Below are 17,012 nucleotides of genomic sequence, written 5' to 3'. Positions count from 1 at the left end.
TTTGCCACATGGGGTGTCGCCGGTTTGCGGCGTCCCCTCCGCTCCGTGCGATATCGCACCGTCTGGCAAAGCCCCGGGGAGCTTGTCTCTCCAGGGCGGCTTTCGAGAGGCAATCATGAAAGACTTGCAGCGATCTGGGCTGACCCGTGAACAATGGTCGGCGATGACGCTCTACGAGAAGTTCGAGCAAGTTGTCATCCTCGTCCTCAGCGTCATCATTGCGGCGATCGTCGTGGCGTCGGTCTGGGCGCTGATGCGCGAAGTCGTGAACCGCTTGCTTCTGGGGGCATTCGACACTCTCGACTACGCCACCTTCCAGGTGGTGTTCGGCATGATCTTCACCGTGGTGATCGCGCTCGAGTTCAAGCGCTCCCTTCTTGTTGCGACCGAACGCAGCTTCGGGATCCTCCAAGTCCGCACGATCGTGCTGATCGCGCTCCTCGCCATCGCGCGCAAATTCATCATCCTCGACCTCGGCGAGACGGAATCATCCAAGATTGCCGCACTCGCGGGCGCGGCGCTTGCGCTCGGCGCTGTCCACTGGCTGGTGCGCGATCAGGACCGGCGCGAACTCGGAGGCCACGAGACACGATGACCGCGGCCTCCGCCAGCCACCGCCTGCTCAATTTCGTGCAATCGGCGCTGCTGCTCGGGCTCATGGCCGCGATTGCCTGGATCTCGGCGACAGCGGTCGTCGGACCCGAGACCGGTCTCCTCATGGCGCTCGCGATGGTCGGGGGGCTCCTGTTTGCGCCCGCGCTGCCACGCCGGCTGCTCCTCTCGGCCTATCAGGCGCAGTGGCTCACCGGTCGTGATGCCCCCGATCTCGTCGCGGCCCTGGCCGAACTCGCCCGCAGGGCCGGGCTGCAGCGCGCGCCGGCGCTTTATCGCGTGCCGAGCCGGCTGCCGAACGCACGCTGCCTCGGGCGTCTCCTGAGCGAAAGCGGTGGCGATGAAGGCCGAGACGACCCTGCGCCCGCTCTTGCCGGCGTGGGCCAACACGTTCCTCATGAAGTGGACGCGGGGGCTGTTGAAGAACTCATATTCCTATGAAGGCGGTCCTCAGCAAATTGTTGCACTGATAGGCTGACCCAAGAACCTGAGGTCGCTGCCCGGCGATCTACCGGGGCGCTTTTCTTGATAAATGGAGCGCCAGATAAGGCTCCAGAATAATAAAAAGGCGGCGGCAAGCCGCTTCAGGTTGATCGCCATAGCGGTCAGGAAGGACTGGATGCGCATGTTCTCCAGGCCGCGGCGCACAGCCCGTGCGAGACCATGCCAGGATTTCGCCTCGCCATGGAAACCTTCCGAACGCCAGCGATGCCGACGATACAGGCGCTTTTCCTCTTTCCCCCAACGGTCACGTTTCCGCCGTGCTCGAAGAAGTGCGGGATAATCGTTGACGATGACCACAGCTTTAGTCACGCGCGAGGGGGACAGGCAGATCGCCGCAAGGTCGCAACCCTTGCAGTCCCTGGCTTTCGAAGCGAAGAAGCGCCCATATGCGACCTTGGTTCGGTTCGGGCGCAGAATCTTGCCGCGTAGGCATTTTACGATATCGTGGTGGGCGTCATATCTGAACCGGCGCAAAGGGACCTTGCTGCGAATAGGCTCTGCCTTGGTTGGGATCACAGCACTGATCTTGCGCTCCTCCAGCCCGCCAAACACCTTGCCATAGGCATATCCCGCATCGGCGGTCGCCAACGTTATGGCCACCCCTGTCGTTTGCGCAGCAGTGTCGAGCCGAGACAGTATATGATCGCCTTCATTCGCCTCGCCGGTTGTGACGTCGATCTCGACAATGACGCCACATTCGTCATCGACTACACCATGCTGCTTGTAGGAGGGCTCAAGACGTCTGTTTCGGCCATTCGTGGCCATCGAAGCATCCGGATCAGTTGTGCACACTTTCTTGTACTTTCCGGTTTTCTTCGAGTTTCTGGCCGCCGTCTCATCTCTTCCAGAGTCATCATCGTTGGCATCGGCAACGTCGTCGACATGGCGTGCGACCAGGCTCTCCCAACTCACATCCGCGCGGATCAGCGAAGCATCCACATGAACAACCTCACCTTTCGCGATCCCAGCGGCGACGCAGGCTTGAACGCTCTTCTCAAAAATGCGCCGGAAGAGATCGGCGCCCCAGCGTTTGCGGATCCGGGTCAGTGAAGAATGATCGGGCTACTTCTCCTGCAGGCCGTAACCGGCAAACCAGCGTATTGCCAGATTAACTTGTGCTTCGCGGATCAAACGACGGTCATGGACAATGCCCAGCAAGAACCCCGCGAGCATCAAACGTAACGCGGCTTCGGGATCGATCGCGGGCCGACCAACTGAAGCGGCATAACTCTCGGCCACCATGTCGTGCAACCACGACAAATCAAGAACCCGATCAACACGGGCCAGAACATGCTCGTCGGGAACCAGATCGCGTAGCGACCCGCACAGGAAGAATTCAAACTGTTCTCGGGATCGGCGCTCCAGCATCGAAAGCTCCATATCGATCTCGCCATAAGCCTATTGAATCAAAAAGATAACCCTTTTTCAACAGCCCCACGCGGCACCTCTGCCATGTCGCGCACAGCACCTTGGTGACGGCCGCCTTGATGCCTTCGTGGGCATCGGAGACGACGAGCTTGAGGCCGCGACGTGTCAGCTTGCGCAGGAACTCCGTCCAGATTGGCTCGGCTTCCGATGTGCCAATCTCCATGCCCAGCACCTCGCGCCGGCCGTCCGCATTGACGCCGACGGCGATGATGACGGCGACCGAGACGATCCGCCCGCCGCGGCGGACCTTCACGTAAGTGGCGTCGATCCACAGGTAGGGCCAATCGCCCTCGATCGGCCGCTCGAGGAAGGCCTTCACCTTGCCGTCGATCTCCTCGCACAGCCGCGAGATCTGGCTTTTGGAGATACCGCTCATGCCCATTGCCTTGACCAGGTCGTCGACCGAGCGCGTCGATATGCCTTGGATATAGGCTTCCTGGATGACGGCAGTCAGCGCCTTCTCGGCCATGCGGCGGGGTTCGAGGAAGCCTGGAAAGTAAGAGCCCTTCCTGAGCTTGGGGATGCGCAGCTCGACCGTGCCGGCCCGCGTCTCCCAGTCCCTGTCGCGGTATCCGTTACGCTGGGCCAGCCGCAACGGGTCCTTCTCGCCATACGCGGCGCCGGTGGCTGCGCCCACCTCCATTTCCATCAGCCGCTCGGCGGCAAAGCCGATCATCTCCCGCAGCAGATCGGCATCAGGGGTCTTCTCCACGAGCGTGCGCAGGTTCATCATGTCATCGGTCATCGGTGGTCCTTCCGAAATGGGTTGGCGTCAACAACCAAACCCTACCGGAAAGCGCCGATGACCACCCACACGCCGCTCACTCGCTACAGCGCTACCAACGGCGCGCTCGCGAGCGGCTTCATTATCGCCGAGCTACACCAACTGATGGGACACGACCCGTGTTCCTGTCCGTTAGTCGGGCAAAACTCGTAAATCAGATGCGCGGGCGGGCCGGCCGAACAGGAACCCCTGGCCATAGCTACAGCCGAGTTCTCGTAGCGCGTGGAGTTCTGTCACCGTTTCAACGCCCTCGGCGACGACCTGCTTTCCCAGTGCCTTCGCGATATCAATGATGCCCTTCACAATGGCATGATCGGCGCTCGATTCGGTCATCGCACGTACGAAGGAACCGTCGATCTTGATCTGGTCATAGGCAAATTCCTTCAGATGCACGAGTGAAGCAAAGCCGGTACCGAAATCGTCGAAAGCCACGATAAAGCCAGCCGTACGCAGTGCCTCAAGCTGCGTGCCGACATCGCCACCCTGCTCCGACAGCATGACGCCTTCCGTGATCTCGATCTGGATATGACGAGGTGACAGCCCTGCTGAGCGGGTTGCGCCAAGGATTTCATCCACAAGGCAAGGGCTTCCGGGCAACTCGATAAACTGTGACGACGAAACGTTGATCGCGATGTGCCCGAAATCCACGCCGGCCGTCGCCCATGCCTTGGCTTGAGCGACGGCGCACCGCAGAACATGGCTGCCAATACGTCTGGATAATATCGGCTCGTCGAAGGCCGCGGAAAATGCCGTAGGACCAACTACCGATCCATCGGGCTTCTTGAGTCTGAGCAGCGCCTCAAAACCAATGCGCCTTCCCGTATCGAGTGCTATCTTCGGCTGGTAGTGGAGCAGAAAAGAACCATGCAGGAGCGCTTCTTCGGCAAGCGCCAGCGCCGCCTTGTCGGCATTTGCGCGACCCAGCCGGCCAGAGTCGATCCGAGATAACAAATAGCGGTCTTCGAATTGCAGGAGACGTTCCACGGCGCAACGCGCCAGCCGAGCCAGCAAGCCGCGCACGTCGGCCCCGAGGCGTCGCGGCACCCGATCGAGCACGCAGAGCGAGCCGAGCCGAAGCCCCGGCTCGATCTCTAGCGGCACGCCGGCATAGAAACGGATCCTGTCGCTTCCGGTGACGAAAGGGTTTTCGGCAAAGCGGACATCGCGAGCGGCATCCGGCACCACGAAAGGCCCCGACGACTGGATTGTGTAGTCGCAGAAGGCGTCCGCTCGGCAGGACCCTTCCCCTTCGATGCCCCGCTTCGACTTGAACCATTGGCGTTCGCCGTCAAGCAATGTGATGAGGCCGATCGGCGTGGCGGCCGCAAGGCAGGCGGCATCGACCAGTGCATCGAGCACCGGATCCGGGCCGGATGACACAATGGACAATTCTCTCAGGCGTCTGAGCCGAGCCGCTTCATTCAGCGGAGGTCCTCCGGGTCCGCCCGCATCCGCGGAGATCACTTGACGATCAACACACTCAAGCATAGGGCTTCTTCGACCCTCGCTTTTGCAAAATATCGCTCAGGCGATAGCCCACGCCGCGGATCGTCTTAATGGCACCCCCGCTTGCGGCATCGAGTTCCGCAAGCTTGCTGCGCAACCGGTTGATGTAGACGTCGATCGTCTTGTCCCGCGGGTCGTACTCGCGAAAGAGCGCCCGCCTTGCAATGGAGGACTTTGGGCAATCCTCACCGGCACTGTTGTAAAGCACCTGCAGTATCCGTCCTTCGAGTGCGGTCAGCGGCCGACTGGCGCCGCCGAAATTCATCGACAAGCGTCCGATGTCGCAATCGATATTGCCGATCTTGAAAGCAACACTCTGCTGCAAAGCGTTGCGTCCTATCCGCGCCTCATGCAGGCGATGGACGCGGGCGCGCAGCTCCTTCACGCTGAACGGCTTCATCACATAGTCATCTGCACCGACACTGATTGCGTCCGCCCGGCTATCGGCGTCTCCAGCGCCCGAGATCATGATGATTGGCACGTCGGAGCGTGACCGCGCCTCACGAAGCACTTCCAGCCCGCTCCCGTCTGTCAGGTTGACATCGATGAGGATGCAATCATAGGCAGTGAGCTCGTTTGAATGAATGAAGCGGTTCGCCTGCCTCACGGATGTAATGCAATCCAGCCGGTCCCGAGAATCCGACCAATTCAGCCGCAACATATCAATGACGTCTCGCTGGTCTTCGATGATCATTATGTTCATAGTCCTTCGAATGTTTGGTGGGGTGGCCCAAGCCTCTTTGTGCGCCATAGGGCGGGGATGGCATTGGGCGCAGCATTGGCTGCACGTTTTCGCTAACTCATATGGTTTTCGGGCTGAGGCTTTCCAAGGTGGAAAATGGAGAGTTCAAGCGTGCCAGCCGATTGACGAAGTCTGGCCTCAGTTGTTTGACGAAGCAAAGATGCAGGTGCCCCGGATCGCGCTGAACGACGATACTGCCGACCACGACGTCAAACCTGCCGAAAACAAGGTAAGCGTGATCTGGAATCAGCGACTTTCCTATGCGCACCGTCGCCCCACCCTCGCTGATCTCCACAACGAGGCAGCGCACGATCTGCGTCTTACGCATCCACTTCCCGGTGAAAAGCAGATTACAGAAGAGCATGACGCTCCGGCGGTACCATTTTGGGCTGAAGTAGTCGGATTCGACACGGCTGAGATAGTTCGTTCTCTTTGTGGTTTTCACAGGGTCACCCCGATGCTTATACCGAGGTCCCCTCCGCCATCGGGAGGCAGGAACGCGGCAGGTTGATGCATCGATTAAAGCGGCACACCGTTAAACGACCGCGGCGCCAAATTTAAATAAGGTTAAATTTAGCGATCCCTCATGGATTGCTGCGTCGCTTGAGGCTATCGAGGTTGAAATAAACGACGGCGGAGGACGATGCACTCATGCGAAGGGAAAAAGCAAATGCTGGCAAAGGCTTTCGCATCCTGGTGACCGGTCTCAGGCAATGTGCGACGGATCGGTTTTCCGCTGGAGTACTGGTCGGCGGCATCTCGGCTTTCGTCGTCGCCTGGCTCCCGACAACTGCATGGCTCTGGATCGTCGGCGCATCGCTGATGATCGCTTGGCGACTCCGTCAAGATGAGGTCGTGCCTCGCGACACTCGCCGACAGTCGCAAGATCTCTATGGAAACCAAGCTCTTATCGAGATCGCCGGCAAGGCCGCGAAGCTCGGCGGATGGGTGGTGCACCTGCCCGATCGGAGAATCGAATTGGCGGAGGAAACCTGGGCGATCCACGAGAGGCCAAGGGGCAAGACAGTCACCTTCGAGGAGGGGATCGGCTATTTTGCGCCGGAGTGGCGAGACGCGATCACTCGGCATTTCGAAACCTGCGTTGCGACCGGTCTGCCCTACGATATCGAGGTGAAGATCATTGATGGCACGGGTCGGCGGAAATGGGTTCGCGCAATTGGCGTGGCGATCCGCGACGACATGGGCCACATCTCCCGAATACAGGGCGCCCTCCAGGATATCGATGAGCGCAAGCGACTGGAGAATACCGCCAGGGATCTTGAGCGGCGCTTGGCCGAGTCGATGGAGAACATCAGCGATGCGTTATTCCAGCTTGATACCGATTGGCGCTTCACCTACCTCAACCGTCAGGCCGAACGTCTGCTCGCGCGCCCACGATCGGCGCTCATGGGCCGCCTGATCTGGCAGGAGTTCCCGGAGGCATCCTCGGGGATCATCCGGCAGCACTACGAGCGTGCCGTCCGCGAAAGCGAGACAGCCGATTTCGAAGTATTTTACGAGTCCCTGAACGCATGGTTCTCGGTCACCGCCCATCCCGGGCCGGGAGGGCTGACCGTCTATTTCCGGGATGTGACGAAGCGGCATGCCGCCGACCAGCACTTGCACCTTCTGGAAATGGCGATCTCGAGAATCGAGGACTTCGTCATAATAACAAAGGCCGCTTCACAGCCCGAAGAGAGCCAAACGATTGTTTACGTGAATGACGCCTTCGTCAGGATCACCGGCTATTCACCCCACGACGCGCTCGGTCGCTCCCCGGGCTTTCTCCAGGGGCAGCGGACTGACGCCGACACCATCGAGGAGATCAATCTCGCCATTGCGCAGTCGAAGCCGATCCATGCCGAACTTGTCAACTACGCCAAGGACGGCCGCGAATACTGGGTGGACATGAGCATCGCGCCCATTGTCGGCCCCGATGGACGCGCCACCCATTTCGTCGCGACCGGCCGCGACATCACCGACAGAAAGAGAACGGAGGAAAAGCTGGCCGAAAGCGAGGAACGCTTCGCAATCGTCGCCATGATGACGACGGACGCGGTCTGGGACTGGGACATTACCACCGGCCGTGTGCAATGGAACAGCAACATCAAATCCGTCTTCGGGCATGACGACGTGCCGGCGGAGGACGGTATTGGGGACTGGGAGGCAAAGATCCACCCGGACGACCGCGCACGCGTGGTGTCAAGCTTGCTTGCCGCAATTGATGGGCGATCCGAAACGTGGCAGGAAGAATTTCGCTTCCGCCGCGGAACGGGGACCTTTGCCGAGGTCTTCGATCAGGCCCACATCATCCGCAATGCCGCAGGCGAGGCAACCCGGATGGTAGGTGCCATCCGGGATATCACCGAGACACGACTGAACGAGGCAAAACGGCTGCAAGTGCAGCGGCTCGAAGCGATAGGCCAACTGACGGGCGGCGTCGCCCATGATTTCAATAACCTGTTGACGGTCATCATCGGGACAGCGGAGACGCTGGTCGACGAAGTTGCCGATCCGCGACTTTCTGCAGTCGCACAGTTGAACCATAAGGCCTCTCGGCAAGGCGCCGCCCTCACACGCCAGCTACTCACCTTCGCAGGACGGCAACCCCTCGAGCCGGCGTCCCTGAACATCAACAGGACCATCCGCGCCATGGAGGGATTGCTGTCGACTGCTCTTGGCGAAACCATCATCCTGCACCTCGCGCTTGATCCGGCGGCAGGTCACGTCAGAGCGGATGCTGCGCAACTGGAAGCGTCCATCATGAACCTCTGCATCAATGCACGCGACGCAATGCCGGATGGCGGCACGGTGACAATCTCGACGACGCAAAGCGGTGATGACGCGGTGATCCGAATCTCCGACGACGGCTTCGGAATGGATGCGGAGACGCGCGCAAAGGCCTTCGAGCCGTTCTTCACCACGAAGCCCTTCGGCAAGGGCAGCGGGTTGGGTCTCAGCATGGTGTATGGCTTCGTGCGGCAATCAGGGGGCCGGATCGAAATTGAATCGGAGCCGGGCAAGGGAACAACCATTTTCCTGTCTTTTCTTCGACTGGCGTCTACGGAAACACCCGCGGAGCCTGTCGCGAACGGGGTGCTGGAGGGTGGCAGTGAGCGCATTCTCGTCGTGGAGGATGATCCAATGGTCCGCGAATTCGCCGCGGGCACACTCGTTTCGCTCGGTTACTCCGTCACATGCGCGGACGACGCAACGGAAGCATTGCAGCTACTCAAGACGGACGGACCGTTCGATTTGGTTTTCTCCGATGTGGCCATGCCCGGCCCAATTGACGGCGACGCTATGGTGGCCAAGATCATGACGCAGTATCTGAACGTCCCGGTTGTCCTGGCCACCGGCTACGCGGATGTCGAACGTATCGGCACAACGTCACGTTTCCGGCCGCTTGCAAAACCCTATACGCGACGACAGCTTGCGGAGACTTTGCGGAAGGTTATCGACTCATCGCTCGATAATCGATGAGCGCCTGTGTCGGAGATTAGTCGAACGGGGATCGACCAAGCCGTTTCGCCGGCAGCGCTGATAGCCGTCCTCGTCAGGCGCAGCCCGATCACCTGTCCCCCGTGGGCTACGCCGGAAGCAGCCGCCATATGTCGTCGGTCTTGCCAGTAAGCGGTCGATCTGGCTCAGCAGCGGCTTCAGGTGCTGCATTTCCATATGTGTTGATTATGGGATGGCCCGCCCTTCCGAGGACATCGAGTATGATGATCCGTCATTGAAGGAAGAGGAGCCGATCCATGACGATTTCAATTTTGGGTATCGATATAGGCAAAAATAGCTGCAGCGTTGTCGGCGTCGACGACAAAGGTGCGGTAGCTGTTCGCCGAACGATGCGGCGGCAGACGCTCATTGATTTTGTCAGCAAGATTCCGCCCTGCATCATCGCTATGGAAGCGTGCTGTGGTGCTCACCATCTGGGTCGGCTTTTTAGGTCCCAGGGGCATGAGGTCCGACTGATGTCACCGGAGTATGTCCGCCCTTATGTGAAGGCTCAGAAGAACGATGACCGGGATGCGGAGGGCATAGCAGAAGCCGCTTCGCGCCCGACGATGCGGTTTGTGGACCTCAAAAGTGAGGAGCAACTCGATATCCAGTCGTTGCACAGGGTCCGATCCCGCCTCGTTGCGGAGAGAACGACGCTGATCAACCAAATGCGTGCTATTCTCTTGGAGCGTGGCCTGATCTTCGCCGCGGGCCGCTGCAAATTCGAAAGTGCTGTCGACCCCCTTCTGAATGAACAAGCCAGCAGCTTGTCTGGGCGCGTTCAGAAGCTGGTTGCCGAACTTCGAGACGAGTGGAAGATGCTCGACACCAAGATAGCAGCTCTCAATGCCGAGTTCTTGGCGCTGGCCCGAGATGATCTCGCAACTCGACGGCTAACGGCTATACCAGGAATTGGGGTATTGAACGCCACAGCGCTGATCGCGGCTATAGGAAATGCCAGCAGCTTCGATCGTGCCCGAGATCTTAGCGCGTGGCTAGGACTTGTACCTCGACAATTTACGACCGGCGGCAAGCAACGGCTGCTGGGCATCACAAAGCGTGGTAACGTCTATCTCCGAACTTTGCTTGTTCACGGTGCGCGAGCGGCCATGCCCACACTCAGTCAGAGCGACACCCCTCTCGGGCATTGGCTACGAGGCCTGCTTTCTCGGGGTATGCACCGCAACGTCGTAATCGTGGCGCTGGCAAACAAGCTCGCCCGCATTGCCTGGGCCGTCTTGCGAAGGGAACGTCCCTTCGATCGCGCGTACGCCGCCATCACAGCGTAAGAAGATTGGCTGCGTTTATCTGCAGCCCATGATGTTTGCGAGAAGGACCATAGATGGCCTGACAGTTGACCGGCGTACGGAAAGCCCAGCAGTGCAAATGGCTCGTTGAAGCCGTGTTGATTATTGAGGCTCCGGACGTGCGGATATCCATCTTGGCCACGGCATGACCGTGAGACCGAATACGTTGAAGCAGACTGTTCAGGGTTCTAAAAATTCTACTTGCAAACAGGGCGGGCCATACGTTTGCACTGAGAGCTGATGGAGTGGATGCCCCCTCCCGACGGCATCGCAATGTGCCAGAGTGATGTTCGCCAGAACGTCACTTAGAGGAGAGAGCATCCATGAAGGAAGTTAGCATTGTCGGCCTGGACCTTGCAAAGCGGGTCTTTCAGGTTCATGCCGCCGGAAGCGATGGAAGTGTGGTCTTACGCAGGAAACTGTCTCGCGGCCAAGTCGTCAGCTTCTTTGCGGAATTGCCCAGATGTACGGTCGCGATGGAGGCCTGCGCCACAGCGCACTACTGGGCGCGAGAGATCGGCAAACTTGGGCATGATGTTCGCTTGATTCCGCCGGCATACGTAAAGCCCTTCGTCAAACGGCAAAAGAATGATGCGGCCGACGCGGAAGCGATCGTTGAAGCAGCGATCCGGCCGTCGATGCGGTTCGTCGTTCCGAAGACCGCATCCCAGCAGGCTTGCTCCATGTTATTCCGGACACGGGACCTCTTTGTTCGTCAACGAACGCAGCTTATCAATGCCCTTCGAGCACATCTGGCCGAGCATGGTGTCATCGCACCGCAGGGAATTGCGAGCCTCGCGTTGCTGGCGGAGATTGTTGAAGATCACGACACGGGCCTCGACCTTATCGTCGTGGAGACCGCGCGACTGTATCTGGACCAGATAGGGGTGCTCTCTTCTCGGATCGCATCGCTGGAAAAGGCGCTCAGATCGGAAGCGAAGCGTTCGCAGAGCACCGCTCGCCTCATGTCCATGCCCGGAATGGGACCGATTACGGCAATGGCAGTCGAGGCTTTCGCGCCCACCATGGTGACCTTCAGAAGGGGACGAGATTTTGCAGCCTGGCTCGGCTTGGTGCCAAAACAGCATTCGAGCGGAGGCAAGCAGGTGCTCGGGCGAACGTCGAAGATGGGACAACGCGATATCCGTCGGCTTCTTATCATCGGCGCGATGACCGTCATTCGATGGGCATGCCGGAAAGCTCCACCCGAGAACTCGTGGCTGGCACGGATGCTGGCGCGCAAACCTCGTATGCTCGTTGCAATCGCCCTCGCCAACAAAATGGCTCGATCCATCTGGGCAATGATGACCAAGAACGAAGATTACAAGGATTCCGCTCTGGCTGCAGCGTAAGATGGCTGAGCTGAAGTCAGGACGGATCGTCGGCGTGTGAGGAGGTCAGCGAACGGTAAGGACAAAGATCGGTGAGAGTGGGTCTGGGAATGCATCCGGGTCAGTGAGCCACGAGCTCGTAGAGCTGATTTTGCACCAGGTCCGCGTAGCTCCATACCGGCCAGCGGTCGTACTCGAGCCGCACAACAGGCCTGATACATGACCGCGCCCGATCACACGTCCGGTACGTGTCTGCCGCATCCGCGCCCATCGCGAGCCACTTCTTAGCCCGCAATCTGTCCTCGCATTCCCGACCGCTGCGGCACACCGAAAACATTAGGAGTATCCAATCAACTATCTCGCGCCGTATCGGGCTTGGTTATTACAAATCGGTCCGGGAGTGCCTGGGTGCGGCGTACGGACTCCACCTCAATCAGCGCCGCCTCAAGTAGCGGCAAGGCGGAATGTAGCTGAGAATTATCACGAGCGATCTCCAGAACAGTCTTGAGATGACTCGCAGCGAGTATACATGCCTTCATCGTCATGATGTTCTCTTTGAGCATTGCGTCGGTTATACCTATCAATAGGTTCGGCGAGACAGATCGACAAAGCGGAAAAATACACCCCAGTCGCCCAAGGTCGTCGTGTTCCGTCAAAGCTCACCGGGCGACGCGAATCATTCGGATGCCGATGACGTTTTCATACTTGTCGGAAACGATTTCGCCATATCCGAACAGGCGCCCATTGACGAGAAGCTCAACGGGCTCGCCAAAACGCTTGTCCAAGCGAAAGCTGTAGCCTGGATCAGCCCTCATCAACTCAGCAACGGAGATCTTGGCGCGTCCAATCACGACATCGATCTCGACCGGTATGGTATTGACCCGCTCCCTAACTTCTGGGCGCACCGCAGCTGTAGCGTCCGACCGCGCATCAGGGAACAATGAACTCGCTTCTTGGAACGCTTCCCCCGTCGCGTGAGGGTGGGCATTCGTCATCTCGGGAGTGAAACCGCCGTGGGAAACCGGCTGTTGCTCATCTGAAACGTTGCACATTAAGTACCCCAAAAAAAATCGTTGTTGCGGCTCGAAGCGTATGCCTCGCTTTCTAGAGCAACTAAGTAGGGGGGTTGGGAAAAGGACCGATTAGGTCGCAATGAACCTTAACAAGTGCTTACTTTCCACAGAATCGCGCGTAGGGCTTGAGCGTTTTGGAACAGACGCGCAGCCCCCAGTTGACCGCGCGACCGCAGTCGCACGGAACTGAACGCTTGTGGAGTCATCGAGCGATTCGCGGGGGTGTGCCTGGTCAATTGCGAGTCGGCGTGGAAACCTATCGCCGCCTCACGAAAAGCACACGCAGCACACATTGCATTTCTCGCCACCAACGCCTAGATTACTAAGATGACGTTAACACAAGGGCGGAATCTGTGTTGGAAGCGGATGTTCATCGCAACTACCTGTCCCGGCTTGCTTTCGCCGGCGATGCCGCAGAGGCCAGATACCATGCGGTCAATCTGCTGGCCAGGGCGCTATGTCCGGTCAAAGGGGTGCGATCCTTCGCCACGTATCAAGTTCGGATTGTCAGTATCAGCGAAACTGGCGCGGTCCTTCAAGCACGAAATATCACGAGCCTGACTGATCATTTTTATCTTTGCCTGGGTCAATTCGAAATCCTTCTTACCTGCACTCGGGTGAAGCGACAGGAAGGCAGGCTCTTTGTGCGGTTTTCGAAACCAGAGGAAAGCGGCTTTATCCACGCGCTAGCACTTATCGATTTCCCTCTCACCACGTTGCAACGACTTCGCGGACAGTCCTCTCGCCGCATTGAAATGAGGATAACGCAGCCAGGAATGAACATCTAAACGATGAGTGCGATTGTGGGGCAATTGGGCACGAGAGACTCAGCGGATATAGGCTTGCGGTTAGGTTGCTTGCTTGTGTGTGGCTTGGCAGTTCTCCTGCCTCTGTATTACGCGTTCACCGGAAAAGACGAAGGGTCAAGCCCCGTTCGCTCGGTTCCTCTACCAACCCCGTCAGTCCCAATACAATTCGAAATGTTATACAGCGAGAATCAGCGCGGTTTGATGTTATTCGACGGTTACATCTATCTCCTCCGTCAGGGCGACGTGTTGCCGGATGGGAGTCGATTCGGGAACGCTAGTAGCCAGACAGGTGAAAGTCCCGTCAAAGAGCAGGAGCGGGCTGGCGGCGATGAACTTTCGTAAGGTGAACAAAGAACCCACTTAGCGATTATTTTCATCCCCAAAAGAAATCATTGCACGCTCGCTATTCTTGAAATGGTGTAATGGAAGCAGTGCGGTCTGTACCGCTTGCCAGCAGAGCTTCGACTTTCTCAGCAACAATGGGCCGGGAGAACAGATAGCCCTGTAGCTCATCACAACCGATATCGTACAGAAACTCGCTTTGCACCGTCGTTTCGACACCCTCTGCGGTGATTTCCAGCCGGTTTGCTTTCGCAAGATCAACGATTGCCCGCACAATCGCCTCATCTCTGTCCGATTGTCCGATGCCCCTTACGAAGCTCTGGTCGATCTTGATACGGTCCACATGGCTTTCGCGGAGCCGCCCAAGTGACGAGAATCCGGTCCCGAAATCGTCTAGTGCAATCTTTACACCTAGTTCACGGAGCTCGCCGAGATTGGAAGAGGTATCGCCGCTATCGTCCAGCCAGGCGGTTTCGGTGAGTTCCAGTTCGAGTTTTCCGGGAGCAAGCTGCGTCAACGACAAAACCTCCGCAACACTTGCTGCGAAACTGGCCTCCTTCAACTGCACAGCCGAAACATTGACGGCAACCTTCGCAAGCGGCCACTTGGCTGCCGTCTGGCATGCCGTTGTCAGTACGTAATGCCCCAGGTCGTTGATGAGGCCTGTTTCTTCTGCAATTGGGATAAAGACTGCCGGAGAAATCGGGCCACGCGCCGGATGCTGCCAGCGTACTAACGCTTCGACGCCGGTGATCTGATGGGTCTTGGCTTCATATTTGGGTTGATAGACAACGGTAAACTGCTGCTTGTCGGCAAGAGCGGTGCGTAAGGCCCGTTCGACCTCTAGACGATCATGGATCAGGTTGTCCATATGGTGCCCGAAGACGGCGACCCGCGCCCCGCCTGCAGCCTTGGCAGCGTGAAGCGCGATTCCAGCCTTTCGCCCGAGTTCGCTGCGCGACTGATCATCGCTTGATACCATGACAACACCGACCGAGCCGCTGACGCAGGCATGGCTGTCACCGACGTCGAAGCGCTCGCCCAGTACCTCGACAACTTTCCTGGCGAGCGTTTCGCAAGTCGGCGTTTTTGCGCCTTTCATAATAAAAGCGAACTCGTCGCCGCCGACACGGGAGAGTGTGCCTAGATTCCTCGTCAGGCGCCCGATCCGAGCGGCAGCTTCGCGAAGAACGTGATCCCCCATTTCAGGCCCGAGTGCGTCGTTCACCTGCTTAAAGCGGTCGAGCCCGACATAAACGAGACCGAACCCCTGTTCGCTGGCTCCATCCGCCAGTGTCTCATCGAGCAATTTTCTAAACCCCAGCCGATTGGGTAGCTGGGTTAACGGATCGCGCAGTCTTGATGCGCGTATGCGTTCCTCACTGTTTCTCGTCGCGATCAAGCGATAGTAAATCGCAGCGAGAAGAGTGGTAACGACCACGAAAAATATGACACCTGTCAGAAAGAGAAGCCATTCTATTGATTTCAGGAAGGCTGCGCCGGGTTTATATGGCTCCCAGAATAAATACCCAAGCAGGTCCCCTTGCTCCGTCATCAGTGAAAGATTGCTCTCGCCAGGGAGAGGGGTCGGTGAAGGAGAGAACCTCATCTCGCCCAATGCATGCTCGTGGGCGAGCGTTTGCAGCATATCGCCATCCACAAAGCGCAAAGCCACATGCAAATAGCTCTCGCCAGCCGCTTTCAGATCGCCAGTTTCGGGCACAATCGGCTTGACGCTAAGGAACGCTGGGTGCCCGTCGACACGGACAAAATCAGAGGCCCCCGGTGATCGCATGCCGTCGCTTATCCCTCCTTCGTCCCCGCTGAGTAGTGCTTTGCGCAATTTGTTCACCAATGGCTGCGCACTCGTCTCCACCAGTTTATAAGCAGCCGGTGCCTGTCGTTCCCCTTTGAAGGAGGCAAAAATCGGGGTGTTCGTGGGTGAGAGAATATACGCCGCGTCATGACCGAAATAGGAGTGCATCCACCCTCCTAAATTTGCATCGAGCCAAGCTGATCTTTCTTCACCATCCGGCATATGCAGCATCTTGACTGCGTCACCCCAGATGGTGACGCTTTCCTGTTCGCGGGCAATGCCCGTGCGCAATTCCGAAATTATGTGCTCGGTGCGATGCGCTTCTCGCGCTGCTTCCGTCGAGTCGATGCTGGCGCTTGCCCATATCAGAACCATATAGGCGGCAACGTACAATCCGAATGTCCCAAGGAGGGTCGGAGCGGTGACGAATATCAGGAAATTCTTAATCGTCGTCTTTTTGAAATCGTCCGCCATTTTCGCTCTTCAACGTTGTAAGTCGCAACTCGCTGATCTCCGTTCATGGCGCTGCTAAACTCCGTGGGTTGGCAATTTGGTACAAAAAATCGCCAATTGCCGTAGCTATCGAAAAACATTGAGAACGTTGGTTAACGAAGTGCCGCGAATGTGATGAGATCGTGTCCCCGGACGTGGTGTAGCTTGGACGACCACGGCTCATCCCGGAGGGCCGGATGAGTGTCAGCTTGCTGCTGGCAAGCTGATCAGCGGATCATCGCTCATTGTGGCGATGGTTTCCAGTGTCATGTAGCGGGACCGCTGGACGGCCCATTCATCGTTCTGTTCGAACGGCCAACCGAGCGAGGTCCTTGTGGCCGTAACCTAGTCGAGGGCTATAACAGCTTCGACCTCAACCATGGCGCCGCGAGGCAGCGCCGCCACCTGATAGCAGGCGCGTGCGGGGAACGGTTCCGCGAAATACCGGGCATAGACATCGTTGATGGCCGCAAATTCACCAAGGTCGGTCACCAGCACGGTGGTCTTGACCACCGGAGGCGTCGCCTTAACCGGCTGGTGCGGATCGAGGCAATAGTCTATCGGCATGACTGACGATGCGTCCGCCCGATACAAACGCCACCGCTTTCCAGCCGAGATCATCGCGCATGCGGTATGGCTCTATTACCGGTTCCCGCTGAGCCTGCGCGATATCGAAGACCTGCTTGCCGAGCGCGGCATTGCCGTCTCGTTTCAGACCGTCTCAGAATGGACGACTAAGTTTGGCCTGAAATTCGCCCACCA

General features: G+C 58.2%; 11 protein-coding genes and 4 pseudogenes. 7 read left to right on the top strand and 8 right to left on the bottom strand.

Annotated elements, in window-relative coordinates:
- Positions 1-115: 115 nt before the first annotated feature.
- Together B5M41_RS16780 and B5M41_RS16775 are read left to right on the top strand one after the other, a co-directional pair.
- A complete protein-coding gene (locus B5M41_RS16780; protein WP_023517423.1) occupies positions 116-595 on the top strand; it encodes a phosphate-starvation-inducible PsiE family protein in 480 nt (159 codons plus the stop codon).
- Positions 592-1,053 carry a M48 family metalloprotease gene (locus tag B5M41_RS16775; RefSeq protein WP_209020917.1) on the top strand — a complete coding sequence of 154 codons (462 nt, stop codon included), beginning with the start codon at positions 592-594 and terminating at the stop codon, positions 1,051-1,053. Before B5M41_RS16780 ends, B5M41_RS16775 begins: the two co-directional genes overlap by 4 nt.
- Positions 1,054-1,062: 9 nt before the next feature.
- On the opposite strand, the pseudogene B5M41_RS16770 reads toward B5M41_RS16775, so the two are convergent.
- The 5 genes and pseudogenes from B5M41_RS16770 to B5M41_RS16750 form a co-directional block, all read right to left on the bottom strand.
- Positions 1,063-2,484: pseudogene (locus B5M41_RS16770) on the bottom strand (transposase).
- Between the two features lie 67 nt (positions 2,485-2,551).
- Positions 2,552-3,289: pseudogene (locus B5M41_RS16765) on the bottom strand (IS256 family transposase); the annotation flags it as partial.
- A gap of 171 nt (positions 3,290-3,460) precedes the next feature.
- Positions 3,461-4,687: a sensor domain-containing phosphodiesterase gene (locus B5M41_RS16760; protein ID WP_230640153.1), complete on the bottom strand. Its 1,227-nt coding sequence runs from the start codon at positions 4,685-4,687 to the stop codon at positions 3,461-3,463.
- A gap of 121 nt (positions 4,688-4,808) precedes the next feature.
- Positions 4,809-5,528 carry a response regulator transcription factor gene (locus B5M41_RS16755; RefSeq protein ID WP_167719544.1) on the bottom strand — a complete coding sequence of 240 codons (720 nt, stop codon included), beginning with the start codon at positions 5,526-5,528 and terminating at the stop codon, positions 4,809-4,811.
- 106 nt (positions 5,529-5,634) lie between these two features.
- Positions 5,635-6,021 carry a hypothetical protein gene (locus tag B5M41_RS16750; RefSeq protein ID WP_134653235.1) on the bottom strand — a complete coding sequence of 129 codons (387 nt, stop codon included), beginning with the start codon at positions 6,019-6,021 and terminating at the stop codon, positions 5,635-5,637.
- 206 nt (positions 6,022-6,227) lie between these two features.
- Here B5M41_RS16750 and B5M41_RS16745 point away from each other — a divergent pair, with 206 nt between their 5' ends.
- The 3 genes from B5M41_RS16745 to B5M41_RS16735 all read left to right on the top strand — a co-directional run bounded on the left by B5M41_RS16745 (position 6,228) and on the right by B5M41_RS16735 (position 11,739).
- A complete protein-coding gene (locus B5M41_RS16745; protein WP_134653233.1) occupies positions 6,228-9,059 on the top strand; it encodes a hybrid sensor histidine kinase/response regulator in 2,832 nt (943 codons plus the stop codon).
- A gap of 275 nt (positions 9,060-9,334) precedes the next feature.
- Positions 9,335-10,369: an IS110 family RNA-guided transposase gene (locus B5M41_RS16740; protein WP_134653231.1), complete on the top strand. Its 1,035-nt coding sequence runs from the start codon at positions 9,335-9,337 to the stop codon at positions 10,367-10,369.
- Between the two features lie 341 nt (positions 10,370-10,710).
- Positions 10,711-11,739 carry an IS110 family RNA-guided transposase gene (locus B5M41_RS16735; protein ID WP_134711139.1) on the top strand — a complete coding sequence of 343 codons (1,029 nt, stop codon included), beginning with the start codon at positions 10,711-10,713 and terminating at the stop codon, positions 11,737-11,739.
- A gap of 638 nt (positions 11,740-12,377) precedes the next feature.
- Here B5M41_RS16735 and B5M41_RS16730 read toward each other — a convergent pair.
- Entirely contained in the window at positions 12,378-12,770 is a 393-nt protein-coding gene (locus B5M41_RS16730) for a FliM/FliN family flagellar motor switch protein (RefSeq protein WP_230640152.1), read from the bottom strand.
- A 377-nt stretch (positions 12,771-13,147) separates the two neighbouring features.
- Between B5M41_RS16730 and B5M41_RS16725 the strand changes: the two genes are divergently transcribed.
- Complete coding sequence (locus B5M41_RS16725) at positions 13,148-13,579, top strand: hypothetical protein (protein WP_134711153.1); 432 nt, start codon at positions 13,148-13,150, stop codon at positions 13,577-13,579.
- A 424-nt stretch (positions 13,580-14,003) separates the two neighbouring features.
- On the opposite strand, the gene B5M41_RS16720 is transcribed toward B5M41_RS16725, so the two are convergent.
- Together B5M41_RS16720 and B5M41_RS16715 are read right to left on the bottom strand one after the other, a co-directional pair.
- Positions 14,004-16,232 carry a bifunctional diguanylate cyclase/phosphodiesterase gene (locus tag B5M41_RS16720; RefSeq protein ID WP_230640150.1) on the bottom strand — a complete coding sequence of 743 codons (2,229 nt, stop codon included), beginning with the start codon at positions 16,230-16,232 and terminating at the stop codon, positions 14,004-14,006.
- A gap of 363 nt (positions 16,233-16,595) precedes the next feature.
- Positions 16,596-16,760 (bottom strand): annotated as a pseudogene (locus B5M41_RS16715) (Rid family hydrolase); the annotation flags it as partial.
- Positions 16,761-16,815: 55 nt separating this feature from the next.
- Between B5M41_RS16715 and B5M41_RS16710 the strand changes: the two are divergent.
- Positions 16,816-17,012, top strand: a pseudogene (locus B5M41_RS16710) (IS6 family transposase); the annotation flags it as partial.

Source organism: Shinella sumterensis (assembly GCF_004514425.2).
Lineage (GTDB): Bacteria > Pseudomonadota > Alphaproteobacteria > Rhizobiales > Rhizobiaceae > Shinella > Shinella sumterensis.
This window is presented reverse-complemented; position numbering and strand designations above follow the sequence as displayed.

Coding starts and splice junctions, on each gene's coding strand:
- B5M41_RS16780 (WP_023517423.1), top strand. CDS start 116: ATGAAAGACTTGCAGCGATCTGGGCTGACCCGTGAACAATGGTCGGCG.
- B5M41_RS16740 (WP_134653231.1), top strand. CDS start 9,335: ATGACGATTTCAATTTTGGGTATCGATATAGGCAAAAATAGCTGCAGC.
- B5M41_RS16730 (WP_230640152.1), bottom strand. CDS start 12,770: ATGTGCAACGTTTCAGATGAGCAACAGCCGGTTTCCCACGGCGGTTTC.
- B5M41_RS16755 (WP_167719544.1), bottom strand. CDS start 5,528: ATGATCATCGAAGACCAGCGAGACGTCATTGATATGTTGCGGCTGAAT.
- B5M41_RS16720 (WP_230640150.1), bottom strand. CDS start 16,232: ATGGCGGACGATTTCAAAAAGACGACGATTAAGAATTTCCTGATATTC.
- B5M41_RS16775 (WP_209020917.1), top strand. CDS start 592: ATGACCGCGGCCTCCGCCAGCCACCGCCTGCTCAATTTCGTGCAATCG.
- B5M41_RS16735 (WP_134711139.1), top strand. CDS start 10,711: ATGAAGGAAGTTAGCATTGTCGGCCTGGACCTTGCAAAGCGGGTCTTT.
- B5M41_RS16745 (WP_134653233.1), top strand. CDS start 6,228: ATGCGAAGGGAAAAAGCAAATGCTGGCAAAGGCTTTCGCATCCTGGTG.